The following is a 21,657-nucleotide window of genomic DNA, read 5'->3' as shown; positions in this document are numbered from 1 at the left end:
CTCAGCCGGACAGGTCCAGGGTGCCCGCCCGGCGGGCGGGCACCGCGACCAGCCACCTGAACGTGACGACCGCCGCGGCCAGCCACAGCGCGCCGGTCAGCACCGCGGGCAGGACGGGCGTGAGGACCTGCGCGGTGGACCGGTGGTCGCCGAGGGCTCTGAGGGCCTTCAGGGTGTGGGTCAGGGGCACCGCCTGGACCGCCGCCCCGACGCCTCGCGGCCAGAAGCCGACCGGCACCTGCACACCTGAGAACGCCATCATCCCCAGGTAGGCCCAGTTGGAGACCACGTTGCGCAGCCGGGGCACGTTGACCACCAGTACGGCCAGAAAGAGACCGACGCAGTAGGTGCCCAGTGCGGTGAGGACGGTCAGGAACACCACGAGCGGCACCTGCGCCGGGCTCCACGTGACGCCGAAGAACGGGCCGAGGCCGAACAGGGCCACGAGCGCGGTGGCCACTCCGCTGACCGGCCAGTGCACGCTGCGTCCGACAAACACCCACACCGGGTCGGCAGGGCTGGCCACCAGGAGCGAGAGCGTGCCGGCCCTGCGTTCCCCGCTCGTCGTCGCGACGACGGCCATGGTGTCGACGACACAGGTCATCAGCGCGTTGCCGAGCGCCAGGTACCGCGCCGCGCCCGGCTGGTCCACGACCCGGCCCAGCCCGGTGAAGAACAGCACCTGGGCGAGCATCCGGCCGAGCCAGCCGAACAGCCAGCTCCGCCAGGTGTAGGTGGCCCTGAAGTCGGCCGCGGCGTTGAGGAATCCGTAACGTACGAGGTGGAGTGCGGAGGGATACACGTCTGCTCTCATGTGTGCGTGAGGGTCCCCAGCCGGCGGACGCGGCGCAGCACGCGGTCCAGCAGGAACGCTCCGATGGCATAACCGGACAGCCCGAGCACCAGGACGACGGCGATCCGCTCGGCCGGCCGGGAGACCGCGGCACCGTCGAGCGCGGACCGGAACAGGTCGGCGCTCCAGCTCAGGAACACGACGCGGCCGAAGGGCCTGAGCCACTCCGGGAGCGTCGACAGCGGTACGAGCACCCCGCTGAGCAGGTACAGCGGGTAGTTCAGCGTGTTCTGCACGATGCGCGCGGACGGCATCAGCACGAAGAGCGACGACAGGATGCTCGCGGTCCCTGCCATGGCGGCCGCGTTGGCAAGGAGCGCGACGCCCAGGACGAGGGGGTGCGGCACGGCGATCCATCGGCCGAAGCCGAGACCCGCGACCAGCCAGGCCTCCACCATCGCGGAGATCCCGAGCAGGCTGACGGCGCAGATCCGGCCCACGACGACCACCGACAGCCGGCAGGGTGTCGCGATCACCGCCTCCAGGGTGCCTTGGCTGCGCTCCTCGGTGATGAGTTCACCAGCGATGCCGAGGGCCAGCGCCCACTGGCCCATGAGCGTCGGCGCGACGATCGCGTAGGACGTGAGGTCCGTGCGTCCCGCGTGCTCGGCGATCGACAGGAAGACCGCGGTGAACAACGGTGCGGTGGCCCAGACCTGCAGGGTGCCGGGTGAGCTGGGGGCGAGGCGCAGTTGGAACCGCAGGGATGCCAGGAAGAGGGACATCAGCTCACCGCCATGCCCCGTCGGCCCACGAGGTGGAGATACACCTCACCGAGATCCGGCCGCGTGGCGCTGACCCGGTGGACGCCCGCCGCCGCGAGGACCCCGAGGACCGATGAGGTGGCGGACGGCTGCTCCGTCTCGACCTCGACCCGGCCGGCGTCGTGCCGTACGGCGACGACGCCCGGGAGGGTCTCCAGCCGCGGCATCAAGTCGAGGGGCACCTCCTCGGCGACGACCCGCTCGTAGCGGGACAGCAGCCGGCCGACGGCGTCGGTGCTCTCGGTCATGATCAGTCGGCCCCGGTCGATCAAGGAGACGCGGTCGCAGACCGCCGCGGCCTCCACCATGTCGTGCGTGGTCAACAGGACGGTCCTACCCTCGCGTTGGAGGTCACCGATGAGGGTGCGGAAGTCCAGTGCCGCCACCGGGTCCATGCCCACGGTGGGTTCGTCGAGGATCAGGACGCGGGGGTCGCCGACCAGTCCGCGCGCCAGGTGCAGCCGTTGTTTCATTCCCCGTGAGAACGTGTCGACGCGGGACCCGGCGCGATCCGCCAGGCCCACCCGGTCCAGCAACGCCGCCGCGTGCGACCGCAGTTCGGTGCGCCGCAGTCCGTACATCGCCCCCCAGAACCACAGGTTCTCCTGTGCGCTGAGCCGCCCGTACAGACCTCGGTCGCCGCCGAAGACGAGCCCGATCGACCGTCTGACGGCACGCGAATCGCGCACCACGTCCAGCCCCAGCACCCGTGCCGAGCCGGTCGTGGGTACCAGGGTCGTGGTGAGGATCTTGCACAGCGTGGTCTTGCCCGCGCCGTTCGGGCCGAGCAGGCCGTGCACCTCGCCGGACGCGACCCGCAGGCTGACACCGTCCAGCGCGACCACCTCACGGGCCGGGCGGCCTCGCCGGTCGCCGTAGGTGCGGCGGACGTCCTCGACCACGATGGCGTCGGCCCGACCGCCGCGGCTCACTGCGGTCGACCCCGGTCCTCCGTGCACCGGGGTGTTCTCCTCGTTGCTCACCACGGGCTCTCCCAGAAGCAGTGATCGACGGACCAGTCTCCGGCCACGAGCGCCCGCAGCACGGCGTCGGCGGCCTCCGCGGCCTCGGCCCCGTAGGGATGTACGACGTGACCGCACAGGGGACGCCCCTCGGTGGCCCGTACGGCTGCTGTCACGAGCGCGGCGACCGCGGCTCCGCGACGGCCCGCGTCGTCCACCAGGGTGTCCACCAGCTCGGCGAACTCCTCCCCGGTCACACTGTCCTGCTCGGACGTCAGCACGGTGCCGTGGCCGATCGGTTCGCCGTGGAGCTCGGCGATGAACGACATGCGCCCCGGGTCCTCCATGACGCCCGCGATGCCGGGATGCCCGGGGTCGACCTCCTGGTCGGGGTAGGCGTTGCGGAACGCCTGCGCGAGCCAGTCCCGTACGCGGGGGTCGTCGGCGGGGGTCGCCGCACGGACGGCCAGGCCGGCCGGGGGCTGCGCGGAGCGTCCTTCCCGGGTGACCCCGTCGTGCCGCACATAGGTCAGCCGGGGGCGCCACGGAGCCGGCAGCCTGGTGTCGCCGACGACGCGCATCAGTATCGTGTCGGCGTCCTGGCCACTGGTGCGCACCTTGTTCCGCAGCTCCTCAAGTGCGGCCCGGGAGGCGGGGATCCGGGGGTCGCAGTACTCGACCAGGACCTGTCGTCGCCCGGTGAACGGATCGTCGCACCGGTCGGCGACGAAGGTGAGGCCGCCCACCTCCCCCGTCAGTCCGGCCGCCGCGGCCTGCCGCAGGTAGCTCTGCGTGGCGGTCACGACGCCTCCGGCCTGACCACGGCCCGCCAGCCGCCGAGCAGCTGCGCGGCCGCGTCACGCAGGTCGGCGGCGCTCACCGCGGCGATGCTCTCCACCTCGGTGGTCGGTGACCAGTCGGCCGGACCGCCGCTGCGGAGCGCGAGGAAGCGCGCGCATTCCAGGGGGGCGTCGACGGATGTGAGGATCCGCATCCGCGCCTGGCGTCGGGCGGCTTCCAGATCGTCGGGTTTCGGACCGTCGGTGGCGATCTCCTCGAGTGCCCCGTGGATGACGGCAAGAGCGGCGTCGCCGTTGCCGGGTGCGACGCCGGCGAGGACCCGCCACGCGCCCGTCTCGCCGTAACCCCGGTTCCACGACTGGAAGGCGTAGGCGAGGCCGGCCTCTCCGCGCAGCCGCCGGTACAGCACCGACGACGGACTCGAACCCAGCAGCTGGGCGAGGACGTTGTAGTGCGGGCGGCGCGGATCGTGGTTGCCGACCGACCGCGCTCCCGCGCAGACCCAGGCGAATTCCTCGGGCCAGCGCACCGGTCCGTCCGCTTCGGGCTCGGGCAGACCGCTCAAATCCCGTCCGGCGGTGCCGAGATGCGCCAGTGTCTCCGGGGGGACGCCGGCGACGAGCGGGTCGGCACTGGCGGGGACGGCCGGGCCGACCACGATGAGCGACAGGGGGGCGGTGAGCAGCCGTTCTCCGTGCCCGGCCGCCATCGCGGACACGTCGAAACGCTCGACGCTCTCCCGGGTGCCGCCCACGGGACGGCCCAGCGCGTGGCCGGGGAACTGGTGGGCGAGAAAGGCGTCCTGCACCACATCGCTCGGATCGGCGGCAGCCGCTGCCAGTTCCTGGAAGACGGCCTGCTTCTCCTGGGGCAGGGTCTTCTCGTTCCAGCGGGGTCGCAGCACCGCCTGCTGCAACAGGCCGGTGATCTCCTCCGCGTCGTCCGCGTGGACCTGGGCGTAGAACAGCATGCGGTCGAGACCGGTCTCGGCGTTGGCGTGCCCGCCCAGCCGCTCGACGTATTCGCTGAAAGAGGGAACGGAACCCACGGGCGCGGACATCAGCACATGTTCGAGGACATGGGCGAGTCCGCACTCCTCTCGCGGGTCGTCCCGTGATCCGTACTTGGAGGCGAGGCAGACGGTCGTCGTGCTCAGCCGTTCGTCGATGACCGCCATGACCGGCAACGGTCCGTCGGTGGTGCGGAATTCGTACAAGGAAAGCACTCTCCCTCAGTGATCCGTACAAGCGAATGCCGCCACACGAGGGTGGCGGCATTCCACTTCACGTGTCGGTTCAGCGGCCCTGCGGCTTCACCTTGTCGAGGCGCGGACGCAGGATGGAAGCGTGCTTCATCATGACTTTCTCCCTGGTTGGAGTTGATCGAACGAAAGGGACTCTAGGTCGCACCGGTTACCTCGGCAACAGCCTCTTCCGTAATCCGCACCTAGTGCTCTCCGTTGCTCCGGAGAAGCTCTCTCCATGCGTGACGCCGAAGGTTTTCCGGATTCCGCATCCGGCCGTATCGACGGCACTCCGTACGGCTACTCTGCTCGCAATTCCCCTGCGGTCCACGCGCCGTGGCGGGCGGGCGACGGGACACCCGTCCCCGCCGCGCCGCCCGCCCGGCCGATTCCCTGGAGGTACACCGTGGAGCTGTCGCTGCGAACCGTGCGGGAGGTCATGGACGTACCCGCGGACCTGCGGCTGGGACTGGTCCTGGAACGGGCCGCCCGGCGCGACCAGCGGCTGGCGGGCACCGTGTGCTCGCTGGCCTCGGCCGAGGGCCACCGACTCGGCCGGCTCGGCGAGACGTTGCTGGACGTGGAGCGGGCACGGCAGGCGGAGCACGACTCGATCATCGAGCTCGTCCGCCGGGCGGGGCGCGCGGACGTCCTCAAAGGGGCGGCACTCCAGCGCTATTACCCGTCCGGCGTGCTGCGCACCAGCCGGGATGTCGACGTACTGATGCCGGACGAGGGAGAGTTGTGGGCGGCGGTGGCGACCGTCACGCACGCGCGGCCGGTCGACGAGGCCCGGGTGAGCATGATCGTGAGCGGCGGTCGGCGCCACTGGGGGGTGGCCCTGAACTGGGCCTCGCCGGAGTCGGACCTCGACTACGTGTACGCGGTGGAGTTCCTGACCGCGGCCTTCGTCGGGAACTCCACGACCGTACCGCTTCGGGCGGAGCGTCCGGACAACGAGAAGGCCGCCCACCTGCTCCTCATCGCGGAGGAACTGTTCCAACAGCCCCTGCGTGGACGGGATGTCGTCGATGCCGCGGTCCTCCTCGACGCGATGTCGGCCCAGGACGTGCGCGACCTGCACCGGGCCGCGGAGCGATGGCGGCTGGCGCCCGAGGTGTACGAGGTGGTGCTGCGGGTGAACAGCGTTCCCGGGCTGGTGACGAAGACCTCGCGCCTGTTGGCGGAGGAACTCGCCGACGCCGCCGAAGGAGAACGGCGGCGGAGGTCGGCGGTGAGCCCCGGGGGCGGTGCGGTGGCCACCGTTCACTACGGCCTGCCCCTCGGCCCGGCCCTGAGCAGTGACCGCCTCGCCGTCGAGGAGGACGCCGACATGACCGTCGTACGCTGCCCGGTGGGCGGATTCCTGATGGTCGACACCCTCACCGTTCCCACCGAACTGGCGCACGCGGCGCTGGAACGCTACCCCGACGCGGTTCTTCCCGTATGACCACGAAAGAGCGGCGATCCTTTACGGGGCGGTAACGCACCCGCATTGCGGGACCATCCGTTCTCTAGCTCAACTCGAAACGAAGGGACGCCCATGCACGCGCCGACACTCGCCCAATGGGTCGGAGACACGGACGAATTCCTCACCTCCTACTGGAACAAGCGCCCGGGAGTTTTCCACCCGGCCGGGGGCGGGTACAGCTCCTTCACTCTGGACGACCTGGACGCGGCGATATCCACGGGATTCTTCCGGGAGCCCTATGTGGAGATGTGGGACGGGGACAAACTCCCCGGCAGAAAGTTCACCTCGGTTCGAAACGTCGCCCGCACCACCCCGAGCGGTTTCGCGGACCCGCGCAAGATCCACGACCTTCTCGACAAGGGCGCGACGCTGCTCCTGCGCTGCGTCGACCAGTGGCACGCACCCACACGCAGCCTGCTGGCCGCCCTCGCCACCGAACTCGGCCGCCACATCGAGGCGTTCTTCTTCGTCACCCCGGCGGGCCGCCAGGGTCTCCCCCTGCATCGCGATGACGCGGACGTCCTGGTGGTCCAGGTGGCCGGCAGCAAGAGCTGGCACCTCCATGAAGGCCCCGCCGACGACAGCTGGCACGCGGGCCGGGTCACCGACGAGGACGGCCCGCGCCCGGCCGAGCTTCTCCGCACGACGCTCCACCCCGGCGACGTCCTCTACGTCCCCCGCGGCTTCGCGCACTGGGCATCCGGCGACGAAGGACTCTCCGCGCACCTCTCCCTGACCGTTCGCGAGGTCGGCTCCCGGGATCTGATCGAGACGCTGCACGCCTGCCTCGCCGAGGAACTCTCGCTCAGCGACCGCCCGTTGGGCCAAGAGGCTCTGGCGCGCACGGCGGCCCAGCTCCTCGCGCACGCCACGGGCCGCCTCGCGGAGCTCACTCCGGACGAACTGGTGAACCGCGCACGCGCCCGTGGAGTCGCGGGCATGCCGACGGCATCGCACGCCGGCTCGTTCACGGAGAGGGCGGCCCGGCCGATCGCTCCGGCGACGACCGAGGTCACGCGTGGGGACGCCGTCGCGGTGCCGTCCCCGGCCGGCTGACGACGACGTTCCGCGCAGGGGAACGCGTCGAGACGCCTCCACTCGGGTGAAGGTGACCCGCCGCCGGTCACGACGGCGTGCGCGGTGACGTCGGTTCCGTGCGGGCTGCGGCGTCCTGGTGAACCGGCACGGCACCCCGTCGCCGACTCCGTCGGACAACAGCGGCCCCCGGCCAGGGACCGCCAGAGATCGTCCGGCAAGACGCTCGGCCGCCGGCGAAGTGAGCGCTCCTCCGGCCTCGGCGGCTCCCGAGGCTTCGCCGACCCAGGAACCGGAGACATCGGGTATGACCAGCCGCACCGCCCTGCCGCGAGCGCCGAGCGGCACGAATCCGTGACCGGGCCACTTCGCACGCCGACTGCCTGGACCGGTCACCCGGCGCGGGTGCATGCCGGCCCTTCTCAACGCGACGAACCGTCGTACTCTGACCCATACAGGGGACTTCCGATCCCCGTCGCGCCCCGGATCTTGTCGGGATGGTTACGGTGTGCCGTATGCCACCAGAGCTGACTCCGGATCAGGTCATGCGCGCGGTCGCCGCACTCGAAGCGGCGTGGGCCCGTGACGATGACGCACTGGCCGCTCTGGTGCAGAGCGGGCACGGCGAGCGGCCGCTCGCGGAGCTCGTCGCCCAGTACGGCGCCAGCCGGCTGCAGACCGTGGTGCTCGTCGCCACCGGTATCGCCCACCTGGACGGTGCGGAGCAGCAAGAGGCGCTGACGCAGTGGCGGGAAGGCCCCCTCTCGCACGTGACCACGGTCGCGATGAGCACGATGTCCGGCTGGGCCCGGGCAGCCGGTGAAGACGTCGGGGCGACCGGCGACCTCGCCCGGCACGCCCTGCAGTCCATCCTCTCCTTCACGACGATCGGCGACGACCCACAGGACCTGCGCACGCTGTTCGCCTACCTCCGCGAAGACGCCGTGGCCCAGTCGTGAAGGAAGCCCACCGGGACCCCTCCGCTCCACGGCGTCCGGGGCGGTGAACGGGAGTCGCCCTGTAGCGGTGTCGAACGCCGCCAACCGGCACGGATGGGGCGAGCAGGCAATCTGCCCGCCGGGATTCGACACCGGGCGCACGCGATTCGGCTGCTGGTCGCCCGCGTTCACTCCCCCCTAGATGCCAAGGCTTCCACGCCCGCGCGCAGGAAGGCCATGACGGCGACGATGTCGTCGCGCGTCGGTTGAGGGCCCAGGGACGAGCACAGTGCGGCTGCGGCGGCGGCCGTCATGCGGGCGTCCCTGTCGTCGGGGGACGTGCCCGTCTCCTCGACCAGGCGACGCGCGCCCGCTTCGACGATCTCAGCCATGCGCGCCTTGTGGGAGGCCTGCAGTTCCGGGTTCAGCACGAGCATCCGCTCGGTGGGAGCGCTCAGTTCCGCGGGTCGGTCCAGTTCGCTGTACAGCCAGCGTTCGACCGCGTCGATGACGCTCCAGCCCGGTTCACGCCCCCTGATGGCTGTGTCGAGTCGCGTTTCCAGCGCGTCGAGGGGCGCCAGCGCGAGGCTCAGTTTGGTCGGGAAGTACAGGGTGACCGTGCGCCGCGAGACCTCGGCACGCTCGGCGACGTCGGCGATCGTGGTCGCCTCGTAGCCGCGCTCGATGAAGAGCTGGTGCGCGGCCCGCAGGATCGCCTCCCGCTTCTTGTACTTGTTGCGTTCCCTCAGCCCGTCCGCCGTCATGGCGCGAACTCTACCACCCGCGCAATTTTACACTCGATGCAATCGTGCCTAGAGTGCAACCGATCGTACGGTCCGTCCCGGATCCGCGGCCGTCTTCACGGGCGGCATCAACTGTGGGTTCCCGTAGGAGTGAGCATGAATCGACCGCTGTTCGGCAGGGTCGCCGTCGTCACCGGCGCGAGTCGCGGGGTGGGCAAGGGCATTGCCCTGGAGCTCGGGGCCGCGGGTGCGACGGTCTATGTGACCGGCCGCAGCATCACGGCAGGTCCACTGCCCGGCACCGTGAGCGAGACCGCCGACCAGGTGACCGCGCTGGGCGGCAGGGGAATCCCCCTCGTGTGCGATCACCACAGTGACGAGCAGGTGGCAGGGGTGTTTGAACGCGTGCGCGCCGACACCGGGCGACTGGACCTGCTGGTGAACAACGTCTTCTCGTCCCCGGACCTCGGGGCGTGGCTCGGCAAACCGTTCTGGGAGCTGCCGCTCGCCGCGTGGGACCAGGTCATGGACATCGGCACGCGCTCGCACTACGTCGCCGCCGTCCACGCCGCCCCGCTGTTCTTCGCCGGCGGCGGGGGGCTGATCGTCAACATCTCCTCGGCCGGGGCACGCCAGTACTCCCACAACACTCCGTACGGCGTGGGCAAGGCAGCACTCGACAAGATGACGGCGGACATGGCCGTGGAACTGCGCCCGCGCGACGTGGCCGTGGTGTCTCTCTGGCCGGGCCTGGTCCGGACCGAGCTGGTCGACGCCGCCGCCCGCAGGACCGGGCGCAGCGGCTCCGAGATCGAGCTCCCCGGCGAGGGCAGGTTCGACGTCGATGCCGCGGAGTCACCGCGTTTCGTCGGGCGTGCCGTGGCCGCGCTGGCGGCCGACCCGAAGGGAGGAGCCCGCTCGGGAACCGCGGTGTCCACGAGGGATCTGGCACACCACTACGGCTTCGCGGATGTCGACGGTGCGGCGCCGACCGGCACCGACGAGAACTGACACGAACGAGAACCGCGTCGAGAGCGTTCCGGAGAACGTGAAGCCAGGCTTGACTCACATGTCCCGGATGCCCCCACGAGGGTCATGTCCTTTCGGGGAGCACCTCGCGGAGACCGTTCCGCGTGCGCGGACCGGGCTTGCCGCCGGGCTTCGGCCCAGGGGCACCGGCACGCGCTCCGGAACACGGCCGGGGCATGCGATCCGGCGGTCGGCGGCCGCGAACGCCCTGGGGACACCAGGGGACTCGCCTCGCCCATTCCCTCGCACCGCGTCCGCGACGGACACGGGCCGACCCCGCTTTCGCCGACCTTCCCTCAACGGAGCCAGACCAGCGGGAAACAGGCAATCCGCCAACGGAGGTACGTCATGACTGTCACCCCCGGCCCCAGGATCACCGGAGTCCACCACCTGTCCTTCACCGTCTCCAACCTGGAGGACAGTCTGGACTGGTACCAGCGGCTGTTCGGCGCCGAGCGCGTGGACTACAGGTTCAACCACCTCTACCGTGAATCGACGGGGTACGGAGTCCTGCTCATCACGCCCGATTCCGGTGTCGTGATCGGCTTGCACAAGAACACGGGCAACCAGCACGAGGGTTTCCTCGAGTCCCGGACAGGGCTGGACCACATGTCGTTCCAGGTCGGCCCCCGTGCCGAACTGGAGTCCTGGATGTCCTGGCTCGACGAGTTGGGCATCCCGCATACACCGATCAGGGACGAGACCGAACCGTTCGCCTACTCGACGGTCGTGTTCCGGGACCCCGACAACCTGCAGCTCGAGTTCCTCGCACTCCCCTGAACCCCGCTGTGGTCGGGGGTGGTCCTCGGTTCCGTCACGCCGGTGGATCAGCTGGTGCGCTGGACGGCGATGACGTTGTCGGTGACGGTCGCGGTTCGTCCTCCAGGACCGGTGGCGGTGCGCCGGGGCGCTTCGCTCCGGGCGACGTGCCAAGCGTCGTCGAGCCGGAGCCAGGCGATGACGTCGTCGGGGGTGGGGTGCCGGATGTCCTGACCGGCCTGCCAGGACCAGGGGGCGGTGGAGGCGTGTTCGATCACGATCAGCAGTCCTCCGGGGGCTACGGCTTGGGCGGCCCGGCGCAGGACCTGCTCGCGGGCGAGGGCAACCGGGGTGTGGAAGTAGGTGGCGGTGACCAGGTCGTAGGTGCCGTCGGGGAAGGTTTCGCCGAGGTCGTGTCGTCTCGCGTGCACCCGGTCGGTGACACCGGTGGCCGCGGCGCCCGCCGCGACGCGGTCGAGGGCGGTCCGTGCCACGTCCACAGCGGTGACGTCCCAGCCCTGGGCGGCGAGCCAGAGGGCGTCGCCGCCGTGCCCGCACCCCAGATCCAGAGCGGTCCCGGGGAGGGGGGCCAGGTCGGCGAGCAGGGTGGTCAGGACGGCGTTGGGCCTGGTGCCCCACTGCTCGTCCATGCCCGCGTAGTGCTTCTCCCAGAACGCGGCGGACTCGTTGGCGGTGTTCATGTACGGGGCCTTTCGGTGCGGGTGGTCGCGAGGCTGATGTGGTGCGGCGACCGTTGACGATGAAGCCGGTGGCCGCGAGGGCGAGGGTGAACAGGGCCGTGCCGGCGCGGAAGTTGGTCATCACCGGGGGTCCGACCTCAGCAGGTTCGGGGAAGGCGGCAGGTCACGGGCGGCTCACCGGGTCCACGGCGGACCGCTGGTACGACACTGCGGCGGCCACCGCCGAACTTGCAAAGCCTCATGCCGTTTCAGCATGCTCGTAGGCATGAGCGCCGCACATGACATCCGGAAGGAGCGGCTGGCCGCCGTCGGGCCGCGGCTGCGGGACCTGCGCCTGCGGCACGGACTGACGCTCGCCGGCCTCGCCGAGCAGACCGGGATCAACGAGAGCACGCTCTCGCGCCTCGAAGGCGGTACCCGCAAACCGACCCTCGAGATGCTCCTGCCGCTCGCGGAGGTCTACGCCGTTCCCCTGGACGAGCTGGTCGGGGCGCCGCGTACCGGCGATCCGCGCATCCACCTCAAACCGGTCACCCGCAACGGCATGACCTTCGTGCCGCTGAGCCGGCCCGGCGGCGTCCAGGCCCACAAACTCCTCATCCCGCCCCGCCCCGACGCCGAACCGCGGCTCAACACCCACGAGGGCTTCGAATGGGTCTACGTCCTCGCGGGCCGCCTGCGCCTGCTTCTCGGCGACCAGACCGTGATCCTCAAGCCCGGCGAGGCCGCCGAGTTCGACACCCACGTGCCGCACTGGCTCGGCCCCGACGACGACCGCACCGTGGAACTCCTGATCCTCTTCGGCGCCCAGGGAGAACGGACCCACCTCAGGGCCCGCACCACCTGACCCCCGCCCGCGCCCGGCGGGCGGCGCAAGCCGCACTGCCCGGACCCCGTGCCCGTCCACGAGATCCAGGGCCGGTGGATCCGGACGGTCGAGGAGCCGCGGCCGGCCGCCGTCGACACGATCGGACAACGCGGCGAGGTGCCGTAGCCGTCGCCGTGCGCCCGCCGGGGATCACGGGACGGACCTCAGCGTCCTCGTCGCCGGCCCTTGGCGCGGCGCGAGTAGGGGAAGAGCCGCGGGCGGCGCCGGGCCGCGACGTCCTCGATCCAGCCGAAGAGCAGGATCGCCAGACAGATGAGCGGAACGGCGATCACGAGCGGGGTCCACTGGCTCGCCAGCAGCCACTGCAGGTGGTCGTAGAAGAAGCTGTTGCTCCACAGCGGGTCGATCAACGGCTCGGTCAGCACCAGCGCGAAGGAGTGCCACAGGTAGACGGTGACCGCGCGGGAGTTGAGCAGGCTGATCACCCCGGGCCCCGTGGAGTGCGCTCTCGCGTCACGGGATCGAACGTGTCAGCCAGACCACTTCGCCGTTGTCCTCGGTGGAGACGTGATCCCGGTCGAACTCCAGCTTCTCGAGGACGCGGAGTGAGGGTGTGTTCCACGCGCCTACGGTCGCCCAGAGCCGCTTTCGCCCGGTCGCGGCAGCCGCATCGAGCACCACGCCGGCTGCCTCGGTGGCGTAGCCACGGCCATGCGCGTGCTGGAACAGCTCATACGCGATTTCGGGCTCGTCCAGGGTGGAGCGGCCGACGATCAGCCCGCAGTAGCCGATGAAGTCGCCCTCGTCACGGCGCTCGATGGGCAGCAGGGCGATCCCCGTGGTCGCTGTCGCGGTGAGCAGTTCCGCGATGGACGTGCGGATGTGCTCGACCGAGGGAGTCCCCTTGCCGCGTTCGGAGAGGAGGGCGCAGAAGTCGGTGGCGTCCGACTCGGCCCAGGGGCGCAGTATCAGCCGCTGGGTCCCAAGGTGGTACGGCATCGTCGCGTAGGGAGTCATGCCTCCACTCTGCCCCCGAATGATCACGAACTACCGGTGAGGCACGGGCACAGGCCCCTGTCGCGCTGGAAACCGTGCGCGGGCCCATGGCGGAAATCGCCACTGTCCTCCCCGCGTCGCGCCACGGACCATGGTCAGGGGGTGTCGGGGGGCCATCTACCAGACAGGGCCGGTGCAGAGGTGCTGGATGGTGGATGCCAGTGCCTGTTCGAGCAGGTCGGTGTCCGCGGCGGTGATGGCGCCGAATTCCAGCAGGTACCGTCCCACGTGCAGGCCGAGCAGGTGGCTGGCGACCAGGGACGCTCGTAGTTCGGCGCGTTCCGGGTCGATGGCCGTGACGATGGGGCCGATCACGCAGGTCGTGAACAACTCTCTTGCCAGCGTGGCTGCTTCAGGGCGTTCGCATGCCGCGTGCAGCAGGGTCAGGGCCGTGTTGGGCCGACCGTCCTCCTCCCAGGTGCCGAGGAACACGTGGGCCAGACGCTCGCCGATGTGAGCGGGGCCCCCGGCCAGCACCTCGCGGACGACCGTGTCGGGGTCGAAGGGCCATTCCACGGTGGCGGCCAGAAGGCCCGCCTTCGAGCCGTAGAAGTGAACGACGAGTGAGGGCTTGACCCCCGCGTTCCTGGCGATCTCGCGCAGCGACGTGCCCGCGTAGCCCTTCTCGTCGAAGGCCGCTCGGGCAGCCGTGATGATCGTGGCGCGTGTCGCCTCCCCGTCCCGCGTGCGGTTCGCGGCGGGCGGAGGCGCTCCGGGCAGCTCTACCTGCGAGGACGGGGGATTCACTGCTGCCATACGGGCAGTGTGACACCCGTCACCTGTACATGTACAGCGCGCGTACCGTACAACTGTACATGTACAGCTAAATGCGTAGGCAGGGACCCGACAGGAGGAGCGACGTGAGGAAATGTCCGCTCGAAGGAGCGACCGCATGAAGGCCATACCCTCCGCCCTGGTCGTACCCCCCGGCGAAGCGGCCGGGGCGGCACTCACGGACGGCGCGTTCGAGCTGCTCGCCGACGGAGGCGCCGTCAGCGCCAGCCGGCTCACCCTCACCACCGGAGCCGACGGGGCACCCCCGCACCACCACAAGCTCTCCCATGAACTCTTCTACGTCCTGGGCGGAACGATGCTCTTCCGCCTCGGCGAGACACTCACCACCGTGGGAAAGGGCGGCCTCGTCGTCGTACCGCCAGGGCTCCCCCACGTCTTCGGAGCGGCCGAGGGCGAGAGCGCCGATGTCTTCGTCGTCCTCAGCCCCGGTATCGAACGATTCGGCTACTTCGAACAGCTCGCCGCCATCAGCCGCGGCGAAGCGGAATTCACCTCCCTCCTGCCCGAGCAGAGCCGCTACGACGTCCACTTCGAAGACCTCCCCGACTGGCGCGCACTCCCCTCGCGGTAGACGCGTCCGAAGCAGGACCGGGCCTCGCGGTACGCCCGACCACCGCCGCGCGCGGGACGGAAATCCGCAGGACGGGAGGTCCGTCGGGCGGGCACACTGCGGGAGTGGCTGATGATGATCGAGGCGTTGCGATTCCCCGTTTCCGTTCCAAGCCCACACTGGACGGCGAGCTGGTCAGGCTGCGGCCGGTCACGGTGGACGACGCGGTCGCGTTGACGCCCATGCTCCGGGACGCGCAGGTGAAACGGCTCACCGGCTACCGTGACGACCCCGGTGAGGCGCAGCTAAGAGCCTGGTACGGAAGTCGTGGCGACCAGGAAGACCGGCTGGACCTTGCCGTGGTGGACAAGGCGACGGGCCGGGTCGTGGGGGAAGCCGTCCTCAACGAGTGGGACGCGGACAACGAGAGCTGCAATTTCCGTATCGCCTTCGTGCCCGACGCTCACGGACGTGGTCAGGGGACCGAGGCGACCAGACTGATCGTCGGATACGGCTTCACGCGGCTGGGTCTGCACCGCATCTCACTGGAGGTGTACGCGTTCAACCCACGGGCCCGCCGTGTCTACGAGAAGGTGGGCTTCGTCGCCGAGGGCGTCCTGCGGGACGCCCTGCTGTGGGAGGGCGAGCGAGTGGACGCCGTCGTGATGTCGATCCTCGCACCGGACTGGTTCAAGAACAGCGGGACCTGACGGACCGGCACGCGATCGAGGCGCACGGCGTCATCCACCGGGGCCGAAGTCAGTCAAGTGGCCGCGGAGCTGACGGAGTTGAGGGCCGTCGCCCGCAAGGCAGCCGCTACACGGGCCACCGCCTCGGTCGGCCTCTGGGGTGGGCGGGCGAGAAGGAGGCGTCGCTGCTCCTGCGGGCCACCCCGGACGGGCAGGATACGGACGCCCTGGGGTGCGGCGGCAGCCAAGGTCGCGGGCACCGTGGTCAATCCGCATCCCGCCGCGACGAGTTGGAGCTTGGCCAGCCAGTCGCGGGCCGTGTGGGTGATCTCCGGTCGTTCGTCCAGCCCTGGCCACACGCCCATCAGCCGGTCCTCTCCCGAGGCGGACCCCGCGATCCAGCGCTGCCCGCGCAGGTCGGCCACGTCGACGAAGTCGCCGCGGGCGAGTGGATGCGCTGCAGGCACGGCCAGACACAGGGCGCGTTCGGTGAGGGTCTCCAGGGCAAGCGGGGGCGACTCGGTGTCCGGGGGCCGGAAGGGTGGGGCCGAGGCGAGCAGTGCCAGGTCGAGAATCCCGGCGCGCAGGGCGCGAACCAGGGCCGGTGTGCCGCCCTCTCGGCCGACGACCCGGATGCCGGGGTCCGTGTGCTGCAAGGCGGCCAAGGTGCGGGGAACCAGGAAGGCGCCGGCGGTGGGCAGCCAGCCGAGGCGCACTGTGGCTGACTGCTCGGGCAGACCGTTCAGTTCGCGGGCGGCCGCGTCGATCTCGTCGAGCACGACCGTGGCACGGCGCATCACGAGGCGCCCGGCTGTGGTGAGCCGTACGCCCTCGCGGCGCCGTTCGAGGAGTTCCGTGCCCGCGGCCCGTTCGATCGCGGCGATCTGCCGGGACACGGCCGACTGCGTGTAGCCCAGGGACGCGGCGGCAGCCGTAAAGGTTCCCTGCTCGGTGACGGCGCGGAAGACGCGCAGCGCGGTGAGCGACACGTCGGTGAAGTCCATGACGTTTACGCATACCACATATGCGCGACTTTCGTTGGACTCATGGATGCGGCGTTCCTAGCCTGGCCTGCATGAACAACTCACGTGTCGCCCTGGTGACAGGCGCCAACCAAGGACTTGGCCGCGCCCTTGCCGAAGGGCTTGCGGCCCGTATGCGACGGGACGGCCTGGTCCTGCTCACCGGACGCGACGCCGAGCGGGTTTCGGACGCCGCCCGCGAGGTCGCCGGGCTTCCCCGTACGCGCGCCCGCGTCGAGGGCCGTGTCCTCGACGTCACCGATTCCGAGGCCGTCGCCCGCCTCGCCGATGACCTCCGCTCTCGGCTGGGAGGGGTCGACGTCGTCCTCTCGAATGCCGTCGCCCGCCTGCTGCCGGAGGAGTCGCAGGCCGAACGGGCCGACGAGTTCATCGATGTGTCCAACACCGCGACCCACACGATGCTGCGGGCCTTCGGCCCGGTTCTGCGACCGGGTGGCCGACTGCTCGTCGTGGCCAGCAGTCTGGGCACCCTCGGTCATCTCGATGCGCGCCTGCATCACTTGTTCGACGGAGCGAGCCTCGATCAGGTCGAGTACGCCGTCGAGTCGTGGCGCGGCGCCATCCACCACGGGACCGCGCGGGCGGCTGGCTGGCCCGTCTGGCTGAACGTGCCCTCGAAGGTGGCACAGGTCGCCGCCGTCCGTGCGTTCGCCGCCGAACGCCGCGGGCACGACCTCGCGACCGGCACGCTCGTCGCTTCCGTGTGCCCCGGCATGGTCGACACCGCCACCTCGCGCCCCTGGTTCAGCGACTACAGCCAGGCACAGTCGCCCGCCCAGGCAGCCGAAGCCGTACTCGACCTGGTCTTCTCCGACCACGTCGACCCTTCCCTCTACGGCGAACTCGTCCGGTTCGGCAAAGCTCTGGACTGGCACGACGGCACGCCACCGGTGGAGCAGGACCGTCTGGTCACGCCTTGAACGCCCGGAGCCGGCGGCCACACATCCCAGCAGGAAACCCAGTACCGCACGGAGGTTGTTCATGAGTACCGTCACCACCCCCTTCGGCTTCGAGAGCACGGCCGCGGAGGTGGCGGAAGGGGTGGTTCTTGCCGGCCGTCAGGCGGTGGTCACCGGCGCTTCGTCCGGCATCGGGGCCGAGACGGCGCGTGTCCTGGCCGCGACCGGCGCCGGCGTCACCCTCGCGGTGCGTGACACAGTGGCGGGCGAGCGCGCCGCCAGGGGCATCACCGCTTCGACCGGCAACCCGGACGTACGGGTCGCACCTCTCGACCTCGCCGATCCGGCGTCCGTCACCGCCTTCACCGGCGCCTGGCAGGGCCCTCTGCACATCCTGCTGAACAACGCGGGCGTCATGGCCTGTCCCGAGCAGTACACCGAACAAGGCTGGGAGCTGCAGTTCGCCACCAACCACTTGGGCCACTTCGCCCTGGCCACCGGACTGCGTGACGCGTTGGCCGCCGACGGCAACGCCCGTGTCGTCGTGGTGAGTTCCACCGGTCATCAACAGTCGCCCGTCGTATGGGACGACGTCAACTTCGCCTTCCGCCGGTACGATCCGTGGCTGGCTTACGGCCAGTCCAAGACGGCGAACATCCTCTTCGCGGTCGAGGCGACCCGGCGCTGGGCCGACGCCAACATCACGGCCAACGCCTTGATGCCGGGCGCGATTTACACGAACCTGCAGCGCCACACGGGCGGACGAGGCAGCGGCCGGGTTCCTCCCGAGCTGATCAAGAGCGTCGAGCAAGGCGCCGCGACCTCCGTCCTCCTGGCCACCTCGCCCCACCTTGAGGGCGTCGGCGGCCGGTACTTCGTGGACTGCAACGAGACGGAGGTCGTCGACCGGCGCTCCGGCACACTTCACGGCGTCGCCCGGTACGCCGTCGACCCCGAGAACGCCCGGCGTCTGTGGGACGTCTCGCAGGACCTGCTCACCCGGGCGAAGTCCTCGTAGAACGCCAGGGTACGCCGCGTAGGGAGCACGAGAGCGCCGCGGCCAACCTCAAGTCCGGGCCGCTGGGCCGTCACTGCTCCTTTTACTGATCGCCTCGGTCGCGGGCATCGCACTCCGGAGGAGACGAATGCTCCTCGCTCCCTGACCGTCGCCAACACGTGAAACGCTTTCGGCATCGATCAGCCCCATCGCAGAAGTCGCGTTCGTGAAGCCACCGTTGCTCGGGAGCTGACCGGTCACCTGAAAACCAAGGGCTGAGGACTCTCTCCGTCAGCATACTGAGGGCGACGGGCCCGTCGCCGGAGGAGGTGTGTCCATGGAGGAGCCGGGTTTCACCGTGCTGGTGACCGAATCCGGGGCCGGAGGCCACAGGGCCCTGCAGGCGGTCAAAGCGGTGACCGGACTGAGCCTCTGGCGAAGCAAGCTTCTTCTGGGCAGTACCCCTGCGGAGGTCGTGGAGGAAGTCCCGCTCGACACGGCCGTCGTCGCGGCCCGGCGGCTGCGGGAGGCCGGTGTGCCCGCGGCCGTCCGCTGCACCTGGTGCGACAGGATGTTGCCGCGCGACGAGACACCACTCGACGACCAGGGGCCTTGCGTATCCCGCTACTGGCCGACGGCCCACTGCCGGGCGAACTCCCTGAGCAGCTGTGATTGCGAGTTCTGCAGCACCTATGGCCCTGTCGGACTCACCCTCTGAAACCGATGGACGGACACACCGCGGCGTCCTCGTTCGCGCCGTCGAGACGGAGTTCACAGAAGTACAGGGCCTTGAGCTCGCTGCAGGTGCGCAGGATGGTCGGATCGCCCTGGCGATCGGCGAGGTCGAACCCATATCGACTCGCCGACGCAGAACAGAGCCCCGGTCTCACGGCTGGAACGTGTCCGCCGACGAAGAGGCCGAGAACCGGCGAGCGCAGTGTCGGCTATGAACGAGCGCGGTGTCGGCGATGAATGCGTGGCCCGAGCGTGCCGAGCGCGTGCATCAGCTGTATGAATGATCATCACGTGCTGCCACGGGATACGGTGCGCTCCAGAGACAAGGCCGGCGCTCGCGGCAGCGTGACCATCTGCCGCATCGAGTGCCCCATGTGCTCGACTGGTCCTTGCGACGGCTTCCGACGGAGAGTGATGAGGGTGCGATGAGTGAACCGACGAAGCCCGAGGTCGGCGTTCCGCAGGGGGACGCTCCTACCGAGCTGGCCATCCGGGACCTGGTCGTCGGAGACGGGGCCGAGGTGAAGCCGGGGATGGTGGTCAGGGTCCACTATGTCGGGGTGACTTTCGAGACCGGCAAGGAGTTCGACGCTTCCTGGGACCGGGGCGAGCCGTACAAGTTCGCTTTGGGCGGTGGAAAGGTCATCAAGGGCTGGGACCGAGGTGTGAGGGGGATGAAGGTCGGCGGTCGGCGCGAGATCATCGTTCCCCCGCGTCTCGGGTACGGCAATCAGTCGCCCTCGCCCTTGATTCCGCCCGGCTCGACCCTGGTCTTCGTGGTGGACCTGCTGGACTCGTATTCCGGCACGACCGGGTGGAGCAACTCCTGATCCCCCTGACCGCTCCTCCCCTACAACCTGCGGCGTCGCCCCTCAGGTCGGCGCCGCCGCACTCCTGGCCGGCGCGCCTGCTTCCGCCTGCGCAGCGTCCGAACGCCTCCGCCGCGACTCATTGACGGCCGAAGGCAGCAAGACGACCGACTTCGGCCACTCGGTCACCTCGATCGCCCAGAGGTCGTGAACAACTGGTTTACGGGGACAGGCGCGCAAGCCCGGACATCGTCACGACACTCCCGTCGGTGACCGGAGAACGGCCCGCTGAAACTGCTCACCACCTGGTGACCGGGCTGTCCGCAAAAGGGCCTTGGGCCGCGCCTCAGTCCGAGGCACCGCTGCGCCGGGCGTAGGCGCGGGCGGCGCGTGCGCGGTCGCCGCAGCGGGTGGAACACCACTGGCGGCGGCCGTGGGTGAGCAGAAGGAAACGGTCGCAGGGGGCGGAGCCACAGGCGGCGAGGATGTCGGCGTCGGGACCGGTGAGCAGGTCGGCGGCGTCGGCGGCGAGGGCCGCCAGTGCGTGATTGACGGCCCGGTCCGCGGGGTGCGCCTGGACGCGCCGCAATCCCTGGGTCCCGTCCCAGGTGAGGAGGGGTGCGGTGGGTACGGCCGTGAGCGCGTCGTTCACCGCGCGCAGGGAGTCCTCGGGCGGGGTGGTGCCGTCGACTCGGGTGGCGAACAGGGCACGTACGTGTGTACGCAGGGTACGCATCCGCTGTGCGCACACCTCGTACATCTGCACGTCCGGGGTGGCCAGGTCATGGGCGACGAGCCAGCGTATGGCGGATTCCGGAGCGGCGAGCAGGTCGTAGCTCTGTCCGCCGGGCAGGGTCGCGGCAGCGTCGGCGAAGTCCAGGGAGCGATACCGGTCGGCGCCCGGCGCTGGGGGCAGGGCGGCCCGCGCCATGCCGGTGGCCAGGGTGTCTTCCATGCCCTCATGTTAACGCTTGCGTTTTTCCGTGAAGGCTGCCTAGCCTGGCATCACGTTAAACGCAGATTTTTTTCGTGAGAAACAAGGGTGATGTCATGTCCCGGCTCAACCCCGGCCAGTTCCCGGTCCGCACCTTCGGTGGTCCCACCGCCCTGTTCGAGTACGGCGGCCTGCGCTTCCTGACCGACCCGACCTTCGACGGTCCCGGCGACTACCCCTCGGCCGGTCCGACCCTGACCAAGACGGCACCCTCCAGCGCCACCCCGGCCGACCTCGGCCCCATCGACGTGGTCCTGCTCTCCCACGACGAGCACGCCGACAACCTCGACGTCTCCGGCCGCGCCCTGCTCGCGGACGTCTCCCTCACCCTGACCACGCCCGGCGGCGGCGAGCGCCTCGGGGAAAGGGCCAAGGGCCTGGCCGACTGGGAGACGGTCGAACTGGAGCGTCCGGACGGTGGCACCCTCACCGTCACAGCCGTTCCCGCCATCCACGGCCCCGGCCCGCGCGAGGAGGTCGAGCCCCTCACCGGCCAGGTCGTCGGCTTCGTCCTGACCGGGGAAGGCCTGCCGACGGTCTACGTCAGCGGCGACAACGCCTCCCTAGACGCCGTCAAGGAGATCGCCGAGCGCTTCGCCCCGGTGGACACGGCGATCCTCTTCGCCGGCGCACCCCGCTTCCCGATGCTCTTCGACGGCAACCTGATCGTCCTGGACAGTGCGCAGGCCGCCGAGGCCGCCCGGATCCTCTCCGTCCGCCGCGTCGTCCCGGTCCACCACGACAGTTGGGCCCACTTCACCGAGGGCCGCGACGAACTGGAGGCGGCTTTCGCCGCCGCCGGCCTGGCCGACCGCCTGGACCTGGAATGGGCACAACGCGCTTGAGGAGTAGGACATTGCGCGGCGACGACACGGCGAGACCGCTGCCGTCGACGCCCAGAACCACGGCGCCACTCCGAGTCCCGAGACACTTCAGCGCTTCGACCACAGGCCAGATACTGG

The 21,657-nt window shown here is 70.2% G+C and carries 25 protein-coding genes; 13 read left to right on the top strand and 12 right to left on the bottom strand.

All coding sequences use genetic code 11. The features are described from left to right. Position 1 precedes the first annotated feature (1 nt). From OG776_RS40375 to OG776_RS40355, 5 genes are read right to left on the bottom strand one after another with little or no spacing between them, the layout of a single operon-like run. On the bottom strand, positions 2 to 814 hold the full coding sequence (locus OG776_RS40375; RefSeq protein ID WP_148011385.1) for an ABC transporter permease: 813 nt from the start codon (positions 812 to 814) through the stop codon (positions 2 to 4). Then, positions 811 to 1,578, bottom strand: coding sequence for an ABC transporter permease (locus OG776_RS40370; protein WP_148011386.1), 768 nt, complete (start codon positions 1,576 to 1,578; stop codon positions 811 to 813). The genes OG776_RS40375 and OG776_RS40370 overlap by 4 nt, the downstream gene beginning before the upstream one ends. Then, the gene (locus OG776_RS40365; protein ID WP_329323547.1) at positions 1,578 to 2,603 is read right to left on the bottom strand and encodes an ABC transporter ATP-binding protein; all 1,026 of its coding nucleotides are present in this window, start codon (positions 2,601 to 2,603) and stop codon (positions 1,578 to 1,580) included. Before OG776_RS40365 ends, OG776_RS40370 begins: the two co-directional genes overlap by 1 nt. Next, a complete protein-coding gene (locus tag OG776_RS40360) occupies positions 2,597 to 3,382 on the bottom strand; it encodes a hypothetical protein (protein WP_329323546.1) in 786 nt (261 codons plus the stop codon). The genes OG776_RS40365 and OG776_RS40360 overlap by 7 nt, the downstream gene beginning before the upstream one ends. Further along, a complete protein-coding gene (locus OG776_RS40355; protein ID WP_148011388.1) occupies positions 3,379 to 4,596 on the bottom strand; it encodes a M16 family metallopeptidase in 1,218 nt (405 codons plus the stop codon). The genes OG776_RS40360 and OG776_RS40355 overlap by 4 nt, the downstream gene beginning before the upstream one ends. A 433-nt stretch (positions 4,597 to 5,029) precedes the next feature. Between OG776_RS40355 and OG776_RS40350 the strand changes: the two genes are divergently transcribed. The 3 genes from OG776_RS40350 (at position 5,030) to OG776_RS40340 (ending at position 8,088) form a co-directional block, all read left to right on the top strand. Continuing rightward, on the top strand, positions 5,030 to 6,073 hold the full coding sequence (locus OG776_RS40350; protein ID WP_329323545.1) for a hypothetical protein: 1,044 nt from the start codon (positions 5,030 to 5,032) through the stop codon (positions 6,071 to 6,073). Between the two features lie 93 nt (positions 6,074 to 6,166). After that, complete coding sequence (locus OG776_RS40345; protein ID WP_148011390.1) at positions 6,167 to 7,150, top strand: JmjC domain-containing protein; 984 nt, start codon at positions 6,167 to 6,169, stop codon at positions 7,148 to 7,150. Positions 7,151 to 7,644: 494 nt separating this feature from the next. Then, positions 7,645 to 8,088: a hypothetical protein gene (locus OG776_RS40340; RefSeq protein WP_148011391.1), complete on the top strand. Its 444-nt coding sequence runs from the start codon at positions 7,645 to 7,647 to the stop codon at positions 8,086 to 8,088. A 167-nt stretch (positions 8,089 to 8,255) separates the two neighbouring features. On the opposite strand, the gene OG776_RS40335 is transcribed toward OG776_RS40340, so the two are convergent. Further along, positions 8,256 to 8,831, bottom strand: coding sequence for a TetR/AcrR family transcriptional regulator (locus OG776_RS40335; protein ID WP_148011392.1), 576 nt, complete (start codon positions 8,829 to 8,831; stop codon positions 8,256 to 8,258). A 135-nt stretch (positions 8,832 to 8,966) separates the two neighbouring features. On the opposite strand from OG776_RS40335, the gene OG776_RS40330 reads away from it, so the two are divergent. Together OG776_RS40330 and OG776_RS40325 are read left to right on the top strand one after the other, a co-directional pair. After that, on the top strand, positions 8,967 to 9,821 hold the full coding sequence (locus OG776_RS40330) for an SDR family NAD(P)-dependent oxidoreductase (RefSeq protein WP_148011393.1): 855 nt from the start codon (positions 8,967 to 8,969) through the stop codon (positions 9,819 to 9,821). A gap of 366 nt (positions 9,822 to 10,187) precedes the next feature. Continuing rightward, complete coding sequence (locus OG776_RS40325) at positions 10,188 to 10,619, top strand: VOC family protein (RefSeq protein ID WP_148011394.1); 432 nt, start codon at positions 10,188 to 10,190, stop codon at positions 10,617 to 10,619. A gap of 47 nt (positions 10,620 to 10,666) precedes the next feature. Here the strand turns inward: OG776_RS40325 and OG776_RS40320 are convergent, their stop codons facing one another. Then, positions 10,667 to 11,299: a class I SAM-dependent methyltransferase gene (locus OG776_RS40320; protein ID WP_148011395.1), complete on the bottom strand. Its 633-nt coding sequence runs from the start codon at positions 11,297 to 11,299 to the stop codon at positions 10,667 to 10,669. Positions 11,300 to 11,564: 265 nt separating this feature from the next. Between OG776_RS40320 and OG776_RS40315 the strand changes: the two genes are divergently transcribed. Beyond that, positions 11,565 to 12,146 (top strand): helix-turn-helix domain-containing protein, encoded by a 582-nt coding sequence (locus OG776_RS40315; protein ID WP_261994719.1) that lies wholly within the window; start codon positions 11,565 to 11,567, stop codon positions 12,144 to 12,146. Between the two features lie 185 nt (positions 12,147 to 12,331). Here the strand turns inward: OG776_RS40315 and OG776_RS40310 are convergent, their stop codons facing one another. The 3 genes from OG776_RS40310 to OG776_RS40300 all read right to left on the bottom strand — a co-directional run bounded on the left by OG776_RS40310 (position 12,332) and on the right by OG776_RS40300 (position 13,940). Continuing rightward, positions 12,332 to 12,613 carry a hypothetical protein gene (locus OG776_RS40310; RefSeq protein ID WP_148011397.1) on the bottom strand — a complete coding sequence of 94 codons (282 nt, stop codon included), beginning with the start codon at positions 12,611 to 12,613 and terminating at the stop codon, positions 12,332 to 12,334. A 28-nt stretch (positions 12,614 to 12,641) separates the two neighbouring features. After that, on the bottom strand, positions 12,642 to 13,145 hold the full coding sequence (locus tag OG776_RS40305) for a GNAT family N-acetyltransferase (protein WP_148011398.1): 504 nt from the start codon (positions 13,143 to 13,145) through the stop codon (positions 12,642 to 12,644). Positions 13,146 to 13,301: 156 nt separating this feature from the next. Further along, a complete protein-coding gene (locus tag OG776_RS40300) occupies positions 13,302 to 13,940 on the bottom strand; it encodes a TetR/AcrR family transcriptional regulator (protein WP_187285775.1) in 639 nt (212 codons plus the stop codon). Positions 13,941 to 14,076: 136 nt separating this feature from the next. On the opposite strand from OG776_RS40300, the gene OG776_RS40295 reads away from it, so the two are divergent. Both OG776_RS40295 and OG776_RS40290 read left to right on the top strand, forming a co-directional pair. Next, on the top strand, positions 14,077 to 14,550 hold the full coding sequence (locus OG776_RS40295) for a cupin domain-containing protein (protein WP_148011400.1): 474 nt from the start codon (positions 14,077 to 14,079) through the stop codon (positions 14,548 to 14,550). Between the two features lie 104 nt (positions 14,551 to 14,654). Next, complete coding sequence (locus OG776_RS40290) at positions 14,655 to 15,239, top strand: GNAT family N-acetyltransferase (protein ID WP_410093243.1); 585 nt, start codon at positions 14,655 to 14,657, stop codon at positions 15,237 to 15,239. Between the two features lie 53 nt (positions 15,240 to 15,292). Here the strand turns inward: OG776_RS40290 and OG776_RS40285 are convergent, their stop codons facing one another. Then, complete coding sequence (locus OG776_RS40285; protein WP_329323544.1) at positions 15,293 to 16,222, bottom strand: LysR family transcriptional regulator; 930 nt, start codon at positions 16,220 to 16,222, stop codon at positions 15,293 to 15,295. Positions 16,223 to 16,293: 71 nt separating this feature from the next. On the opposite strand from OG776_RS40285, the gene OG776_RS40280 reads away from it, so the two are divergent. The 4 genes from OG776_RS40280 (at position 16,294) to OG776_RS40265 (ending at position 19,722) form a co-directional block, all read left to right on the top strand. Then, positions 16,294 to 17,181 carry an SDR family NAD(P)-dependent oxidoreductase gene (locus OG776_RS40280; protein WP_148011402.1) on the top strand — a complete coding sequence of 296 codons (888 nt, stop codon included), beginning with the start codon at positions 16,294 to 16,296 and terminating at the stop codon, positions 17,179 to 17,181. 61 nt (positions 17,182 to 17,242) lie between these two features. Then, the gene (locus tag OG776_RS40275; RefSeq protein ID WP_148011403.1) at positions 17,243 to 18,178 is read left to right on the top strand and encodes an SDR family NAD(P)-dependent oxidoreductase; all 936 of its coding nucleotides are present in this window, start codon (positions 17,243 to 17,245) and stop codon (positions 18,176 to 18,178) included. Between the two features lie 316 nt (positions 18,179 to 18,494). Next, a complete protein-coding gene (locus tag OG776_RS40270) occupies positions 18,495 to 18,875 on the top strand; it encodes a ribosomal protein L7/L12 (protein WP_148011404.1) in 381 nt (126 codons plus the stop codon). Between the two features lie 442 nt (positions 18,876 to 19,317). After that, positions 19,318 to 19,722, top strand: a complete 405-nt coding sequence (locus OG776_RS40265) for an FKBP-type peptidyl-prolyl cis-trans isomerase (protein WP_148011405.1) — start codon at positions 19,318 to 19,320, stop codon at positions 19,720 to 19,722. A gap of 325 nt (positions 19,723 to 20,047) precedes the next feature. Here OG776_RS40265 and OG776_RS40260 read toward each other — a convergent pair whose 3' ends face one another. Next, a complete protein-coding gene (locus tag OG776_RS40260) occupies positions 20,048 to 20,656 on the bottom strand; it encodes an ABATE domain-containing protein (RefSeq protein WP_187285776.1) in 609 nt (202 codons plus the stop codon). Between the two features lie 95 nt (positions 20,657 to 20,751). Here OG776_RS40260 and OG776_RS40255 point away from each other — a divergent pair, with 95 nt between their 5' ends. After that, a complete protein-coding gene (locus tag OG776_RS40255) occupies positions 20,752 to 21,540 on the top strand; it encodes an MBL fold metallo-hydrolase (protein ID WP_148011420.1) in 789 nt (262 codons plus the stop codon). Positions 21,541 to 21,657: the final 117 nt, after the last annotated feature.

The organism is Streptomyces sp. NBC_01689 (genome assembly GCF_036250675.1).
In the GTDB taxonomy this organism is placed as follows: domain Bacteria; phylum Actinomycetota; class Actinomycetes; order Streptomycetales; family Streptomycetaceae; genus Streptomyces.
The sequence above is the reverse complement of the archived record's forward strand: the minus strand, read 5'-3'. Positions and strand labels throughout refer to the sequence as shown.

What these genes read in the sequence shown, in the direction of transcription:
- OG776_RS40375 (WP_148011385.1), bottom strand. Translation starts at nt 814, where the DNA reads ATGAGAGCAGACGTGTATCCCTCCGCACTCCACCTCGTACGTTACGGA.
- OG776_RS40370 (WP_148011386.1), bottom strand. Translation starts at nt 1,578, where the DNA reads ATGTCCCTCTTCCTGGCATCCCTGCGGTTCCAACTGCGCCTCGCCCCC.
- OG776_RS40345 (WP_148011390.1), top strand. Translation starts at nt 6,167, where the DNA reads ATGCACGCGCCGACACTCGCCCAATGGGTCGGAGACACGGACGAATTC.
- OG776_RS40340 (WP_148011391.1), top strand. Translation starts at nt 7,645, where the DNA reads ATGCCACCAGAGCTGACTCCGGATCAGGTCATGCGCGCGGTCGCCGCA.
- OG776_RS40335 (WP_148011392.1), bottom strand. Translation starts at nt 8,831, where the DNA reads ATGACGGCGGACGGGCTGAGGGAACGCAACAAGTACAAGAAGCGGGAG.
- OG776_RS40330 (WP_148011393.1), top strand. Translation starts at nt 8,967, where the DNA reads ATGAATCGACCGCTGTTCGGCAGGGTCGCCGTCGTCACCGGCGCGAGT.
- OG776_RS40325 (WP_148011394.1), top strand. Translation starts at nt 10,188, where the DNA reads ATGACTGTCACCCCCGGCCCCAGGATCACCGGAGTCCACCACCTGTCC.
- OG776_RS40320 (WP_148011395.1), bottom strand. Translation starts at nt 11,299, where the DNA reads ATGAACACCGCCAACGAGTCCGCCGCGTTCTGGGAGAAGCACTACGCG.
- OG776_RS40315 (WP_261994719.1), top strand. Translation starts at nt 11,565, where the DNA reads ATGAGCGCCGCACATGACATCCGGAAGGAGCGGCTGGCCGCCGTCGGG.
- OG776_RS40305 (WP_148011398.1), bottom strand. Translation starts at nt 13,145, where the DNA reads ATGACTCCCTACGCGACGATGCCGTACCACCTTGGGACCCAGCGGCTG.
- OG776_RS40300 (WP_187285775.1), bottom strand. Translation starts at nt 13,940, where the DNA reads ATGGCAGCAGTGAATCCCCCGTCCTCGCAGGTAGAGCTGCCCGGAGCG.
- OG776_RS40295 (WP_148011400.1), top strand. Translation starts at nt 14,077, where the DNA reads ATGAAGGCCATACCCTCCGCCCTGGTCGTACCCCCCGGCGAAGCGGCC.
- OG776_RS40285 (WP_329323544.1), bottom strand. Translation starts at nt 16,222, where the DNA reads ATGGACTTCACCGACGTGTCGCTCACCGCGCTGCGCGTCTTCCGCGCC.
- OG776_RS40280 (WP_148011402.1), top strand. Translation starts at nt 16,294, where the DNA reads ATGAACAACTCACGTGTCGCCCTGGTGACAGGCGCCAACCAAGGACTT.
- OG776_RS40275 (WP_148011403.1), top strand. Translation starts at nt 17,243, where the DNA reads ATGAGTACCGTCACCACCCCCTTCGGCTTCGAGAGCACGGCCGCGGAG.
- OG776_RS40270 (WP_148011404.1), top strand. Translation starts at nt 18,495, where the DNA reads ATGGAGGAGCCGGGTTTCACCGTGCTGGTGACCGAATCCGGGGCCGGA.
- OG776_RS40265 (WP_148011405.1), top strand. Translation starts at nt 19,318, where the DNA reads ATGAGTGAACCGACGAAGCCCGAGGTCGGCGTTCCGCAGGGGGACGCT.
- OG776_RS40260 (WP_187285776.1), bottom strand. Translation starts at nt 20,656, where the DNA reads ATGGAAGACACCCTGGCCACCGGCATGGCGCGGGCCGCCCTGCCCCCA.
- OG776_RS40255 (WP_148011420.1), top strand. Translation starts at nt 20,752, where the DNA reads ATGTCCCGGCTCAACCCCGGCCAGTTCCCGGTCCGCACCTTCGGTGGT.